Genomic DNA, 5768 nt, shown 5'->3' with positions numbered 1-5768 from the left:
GAGCTCGAGGACTGAGCCCCTGCGCTGCGCGCCCGCCGCAGGGGAGGCGATAGAAGGATTACGGAGAAGGCAGATGCGTCCCGGTGCGGCTTGCGCCGGGACGAGGAGGAGAAAGTCTTAAAATGTTCAAGAGTCTTGCACCACCGGAATACCTGGCCACCATCGACAGGGAGAAGTGCATCCGCTGCAAGCGTTGCATCCAGAACTGCGGCTGGGGGGTGTACGGCTGGGGCGGCGACAAGGTGCTCATAGACACGGCCAAGTGCGTGAGGTGCCTGCGCTGCTACCACTACTGCCCCGAAGAGGCCATCGAGATACTGGAAAATCCCACGCGCTTCAAGCCCAACGCCTACTGGGGGTATCACAATATAAGGAACATCAAGAAGCAGGCCGAGACGGGCGGCATGCCGCTCACGGGAATGGGCAGCGACCTGCCCTATCCCATACTCTTCGACCGGCTCCTTCTCGACGCCTGCCAGGTGACGAACCCTTCCATCGACCCGCTGCGCGAGCCCATGGAGCTTCGCACCTACCTGGGCAAGAAGCCCTCGAGCGTCAAGATAGAGAAGGGGCCCGACGGCAGGCCCAGGCTCGCCGGGAAGCTGCCGCCGCAGCTAAGGCTCTCGGCGCCGTTCATCTTCTCGCCCATGAGCTTCGGCTCCATAAGCCTCAACGCCCAGAAGGTGCTGGCCATGGCCGCAAAGGAGTGCGGCATACTGATGAACACCGGCGAGGGCGGACTCCACGAGGACCTGCTCCCCTACAGGGACCACATAATAGTGCAGGTCGCCTCCGGGCGCTTCGGCGTAAACCCCGACTACCTCAACGCCGGCGTGGCCGTGGAGATAAAGATCGGCCAGGGCGCGAAGCCCGGCATAGGCGGCCACCTGCCGGGCGAGAAGATACCGCTGCAGGTGGCCAAGACGCGCATGATCCCCGTGGGCTCCGACGCCCTCAGTCCGGCCCCCCAGCACGACATCTACTCCATCGAGGACCTGCGCCAGCTCATCTACGCCATAAAGGAGGCCACTGGCTACAAGCCCGTCTCCGTCAAGATCGCCACGGTCCACAACGTGGCGGCCATCGTGTCGGGCATAGTGCGCGCCGGCGCCGACATCGTCTACCTCGACGGCTTCCGGGGCGGCACGGGCGCGGCCCCCTCGGTCATACGCGACCACCTTGGCATACCCATCGAGCACGCCGTGGCCGCCGTGGACGACAGGCTCCGCCAGGAGGGGATACGCAACGAGGCGAGCGTTGTCGCCGCCGGCGGCATTCGCAGCAGCGCCGACGCCGTGAAGGCCATAGCGCTCGGCGCCGACGCCGTGGCGCTGGGCACGGCGGCGCTCATAACCATGGGCTGCACGGTCTGCGGCAAGTGCTACACCGGCAACTGCTCCTGGGGCATCACCACCCAGCGCCCGGAGCTCACGGCGAGGCTGGACCCCGAGGTCTACGCCGACAGGCTCGTAAACCTCATCCACGCCTGGAGCCACGAGATAAAGGAGATACTCGGCGCTCTCGGCGTCAACGCCATAGAGAGCCTGCGGGGAAGCCGCGAAAGGCTTCGCGGCGTGGGGCTCGACAGCCGCACCCTCGACATCCTGGGCGTAAAGCCCGCGGGAAGGTGAAGCCGGGCGGCCGTTGATTACTCTGGGGGAAACTTTCTGTAGAAGGGCCATAGGCCCACGTTTCCCCCAGACCCCTTCAAAGACTTTCAACACGAGTTGGTTTCCCCCTGTTTTGCCTGGCAAAACAGGGGGAAACCAACTCGTATTGAAAGTTTTTGGAGGGAGTCTGAGGGAACCGTGGGTCTGTGACCCTTTTACAAAAAGGTTCCCTCAGTGCAATAAATCAGAGCTTCCTAAGGAAACTCTGACTCATTGTGCTGAGGGAACCGGGGGGCTGTGACCCTTCTACGGAGAGTTTCCCCCGGCCCGGCGCGGGCCGGACCTCACGGGGACCGCCCCCGAAGCGGCCGGCGCTGGCGGGACGCAATAGAAGAATAGAATGGATCGGAGCCTCCCCGGTCTCTCCGAGAGGGGGCAAGCAACATGGGAAAGGTCGAAAGATGCTGGAGATAGACGCAAAGGGTCTTTACTACAGGGTGCTCAACGAGAAGGTGCGCGAGGCCGTGGCCGCGGGCGAGAAGGAGATCGTGCTCAGGAACGTCAACGGCCAGTACTACATCGCCGACGGCATACGAGAGCCCGTGACCATCACGGTCGAGGGCGTGCCGGGCAACGATCTGTCGGCCTTCATGGACGGACCGACCGTCATCGTGAAGGGCAACGCCCAGGACAACATAGGAAACACCATGAACAGCGGCAAGGTCGTCATCCACGGCCACGCAGGCGACGTCCTCGGCTACGGCATGCGGGGCGGAAAGCTCCATATCCGCGGCAACGTGGGCTACCGCGTGGGCATCCACATGAAGGGCTACAGAAAGCAGCTCCCCGTCATCATAGCGGGCGGCACGGCCGGCGACTTCTTCGGCGAGTACATGGCCGGCGGGGTGCTCGTGCTGCTGGGCCTTGACAGGGCGCCGGGAGAGCCCCTTATCGGCGACTACATCGGCACCGGCATGCACGGCGGCGTGATCTACATAAGGGGCGAGATCGACGACTTTCGCTGCGGCAAGGAAGTGGGCGTGCTCGATCCGACGGAGCAGGACATGAAGGAGCTTCGCCGCTACCTCGAGGAGTACTGCGCGGACCTGGGGATCGACATCGACGAGGTGACGGCCGAGCCCTTCAAGAAACTCATCCCCGTATCTTCGAGACCATACGGCAACCTTTACGCATACTGAGGGTCAGCGTCGTGAAGCCCGTCGCCTGGGCCCTGACAACCATAGCGGCTCTTGCGGGCATCATCGTCCACGGGGCGCTTCCGGGCGCCGGGGCCGCCGCGGCGTCGCGCCTTACCGTGGCGGCGGCGGCGTCGCTGAGCCTCGCCCTCGACGAGATAGCGGCCTCCTACGAAGAGGAGACCGGTGTTAAGGTCGTCGTCTCCTACGGCTCGACCGGCATGCTCGCCCGCCAGATAATCCACGGCGCGCCCTTCGACGTCTTCTTCGCCGCCCACGAAAGCTACATCGAGGACCTGAAAGAGAAGGGGCTCGTAATGGAGGGCACCGAGACGACCTACGCCGAGGGCCGCCTGGCCATGGCAGTGAACCGCTCCGCCGGAGCGGCCGTGTCGACGCTTGCGGACCTGGCCTCTGCACGGGTGCGGCGCATAGCGCTGGCCAATCCCTCCCACGCCCCTTACGGCCGGGCCGCGAGGCAGGCGCTCGAGTCCGCCGGGGTCTGGGAGACGGTCAGGGAGAAGGTGGTCTACGGCGAGAACGTCCGGCAGGTGTTGCGCTTTGTCCGCACGGGCGACGTTCCGGTCGGCATAGTCGCCCTTTCCGTGGCCCGCGCCGAGGGCGTCGATACCTATCCCGTGGACCCCTCGCTCCACGAGCCGGTGAGGCAGGCGGCGGCCGTACTGCGCCGCGCCGCTGACGGGGCCGAAGCCGGGCGTTTCCTCCGGTACGCGGCCGGTCCCGCCGGGAGGGCCGTCTTCACCCGTTACGGGCTCGCCGCCCCGGCCGGAGCCCGCTGAGGGCGATGGACACTCTCTTCCCCCTCTATCTCACGATCAAGGTCTCGTTCACCGCCACGCTCTTCATGGTCGCCGTGGGGCTCGCCCTCGCCCTGCTCCTTGCAAGGCGCGACTTTCCGGGAAAGCACATCGTCGACGTGGTGGTCATGCAGCCCCTTGTCATACCGCCCACGGTCCTGGGCTACTATCTCCTCGTCGCCTTCGGAAAGAGCGGCCCCGTCGGCCGTCTCATCGAGGGGACGCTGGGAGTGGAGCTCGTCTTCACCTGGAAGGGGGCGGTGCTCGCAGCCTTCGTCTCCGCCCTCCCTCTCTTCGTGAAACCGGCGCGGGCGGCCATCGAGGGCGTGGGCAGCGACCTCGAGAACGCCGCAAGGCTTCTCGGCCGCACGGAGCTCGAGGTGCTCCGCACAGTAACACTGCCCCTTGCCTGGCGGGGCATAGTGGCGGGCGCGGTCATGGCTTTCGCCAGAGCAACAGGCGAGTTCGGCGCCACACTCATGGTGGCTGGAAACATCCCCGGCTCGACACAGACACTCCCCATAGCCATATATGACGCCGTGCAGATGGGAGACGACGCCTCGGCCAACTTCATGGTGGCCGTCATAACGCTCTTCTCTTTCGCCGTGCTCTACTTCGTCAACCACGTGACCAGGGGAAGGCTTTGAGCAGGCCCTGAACCGTCGGCCCGGCGGTGGCGGTCCTCTGGAGGTTCGGCCCGCGCCAGGCGGGGTTTTTTTACGCCTTTGCGGCCCGAACCTCCAGAGGACCGCCAAACATCCGAATGGCATACGAGGGGGGGAGGGGGGAACCGTGGGCCTGCGACCCCTTTACAGAGGGCGTTTAAGCGGGGGTTCACGCGGGAGAATCGGCCATGGCTCTTTCGCTGAGACTGGAAAAGGGTTTCGACTCGTCGGGCGGGGGTTTCAGGCTCGATGTGGCGCTGGAGGCCGGCTCCGACATCACCGTGCTCTTCGGGCCGTCGGGGGCCGGGAAGAGCCTGGTGCTCAACATGATATCCGGCATCGTCAGGCCCGAGGCCGGCTACGTGCGCGTGGGCGGGGACACGCTCTTCGATTCGCAAAGCGGTGTGGACGTTCCCATGCGGCTGCGCAGGGTGGGGCACCTCTTCCAGGACTACGCCCTCTTTCCCCACATGACGGTCTTCGAGAACGTGGCCTACGGGGTCGGGGGCCGGGACGGGGAGGCGAGAAGGCGCAGGGTCGGGGAGCTTCTCGATTTGATGCGCCTTGCGGGGCTTGAGGGGCGCTATCCGAGGGAGCTTTCTGGAGGGCAGCGCCAGCGCGCGGCCCTTGCAAGAACGCTCGCCGCCGGACCGAGGGTCCTTCTCCTCGACGAGCCCTTTTCGGCGCTCGACAGCCTGGTGCGTGAAAAGCTCAGGGCCGACCTCCTCGATATCCACAGGCTCTTTCCGGTGAGCACCCTGCTCGTCACCCACGACCTCGAAGAGGCCTTCGAGATGGGCGAGCGCATAGCGGTCATAAACGAGGGCCGCATCATCCAGCACGGCACGCGCGAGGAGGTCTTTTTCCGGCCCGCCACACGGGACGTGGCCCGCTTTGTGGGCACGCGCAACATCTTCGACGGTGTCGTGCGCTCGGCGACGGCCGACGGCGTTGTCGTAGAGTGTCCGCCGCTGGGCGTCCTCGAGGCGCACTGCGCAGACCGCCGTCCGCCGGGGTCGAGGGTCACCCTCTGCATAAGGCCCGAGGAGATATACATCATACGGCCCGACCGCCCGCTTGATCCGAGGGTGGCCCGGAACGTCGTGGAGGGCCGTATAAGGGCCGTCAGCGGCCGCGGCGCGAGCACCGTGCTCCGCCTCGAAACGGACCGCCGCGCCCTCCTCAAGATAGAAGTCCCCAACTTCGTGGCCCGCAAGCTGGGCCTTGCAAAAGAGACCCCCTTGAAGGTATCGCTGAAAAAGGAGAGCCTCTGGGTCATAGGCGCTCCGTCAGGGGGCCGTTAGCATCATGCCCGCCGGGCCTTCGCGCCCGGGGCGGGGGGAGGCGCCGCGGCGGCGCATGAAAGGCTTGCCGCGGGCCGCCGTATCTTTTATACTACCCTTCAGGCCGGGCGCGCCGCCTGCGGGGGGGGAAGGGCCGCCGAGCAAGATGTGGAGCGTCTGCGGCGGGAGGGGAGTT

The 5768-nt window shown here is 65.7% G+C and carries 5 protein-coding genes; all 5 read left to right on the top strand.

The features are described 5' to 3' along the window. The first annotated feature begins 122 nt into the window (after positions 1-122). The 5 genes from ENJ37_09595 to ENJ37_09575 all read left to right on the top strand — a co-directional run bounded on the left by ENJ37_09595 (position 123) and on the right by ENJ37_09575 (position 5593). Positions 123-1631, top strand: coding sequence for an FMN-binding glutamate synthase family protein (locus tag ENJ37_09595; protein ID HHL40747.1), 1509 nt, complete (start codon positions 123-125; stop codon positions 1629-1631). A gap of 443 nt (positions 1632-2074) precedes the next feature. Beyond that, positions 2075-2809: a hypothetical protein gene (locus ENJ37_09590; GenBank protein HHL40746.1), complete on the top strand. Its 735-nt coding sequence runs from the start codon at positions 2075-2077 to the stop codon at positions 2807-2809. Continuing rightward, positions 2707-3606, top strand: coding sequence for a molybdate ABC transporter substrate-binding protein (gene modA / locus ENJ37_09585; GenBank protein HHL40745.1), 900 nt, complete (start codon positions 2707-2709; stop codon positions 3604-3606). The genes ENJ37_09590 and modA overlap by 103 nt, the downstream gene beginning before the upstream one ends. Positions 3607-3611: 5 nt before the next feature. After that, positions 3612-4271 carry a molybdate ABC transporter permease subunit gene (modB, locus tag ENJ37_09580; protein HHL40744.1) on the top strand — a complete coding sequence of 220 codons (660 nt, stop codon included), beginning with the start codon at positions 3612-3614 and terminating at the stop codon, positions 4269-4271. A 206-nt stretch (positions 4272-4477) separates the two neighbouring features. Continuing rightward, positions 4478-5593 carry an ABC transporter ATP-binding protein gene (locus tag ENJ37_09575; protein HHL40743.1) on the top strand — a complete coding sequence of 372 codons (1116 nt, stop codon included), beginning with the start codon at positions 4478-4480 and terminating at the stop codon, positions 5591-5593. Positions 5594-5768 lie beyond the last annotated feature (175 nt).

It is taken from the genome of Deltaproteobacteria bacterium, assembly GCA_011375175.1.
In the GTDB taxonomy this organism is placed as follows: Bacteria; Desulfobacterota; GWC2-55-46; order GWC2-55-46; family DRME01; genus DRME01.
Note: the sequence above shows the minus strand (reverse complement) of the source record. Positions and strands in the feature narration are given on the sequence as shown.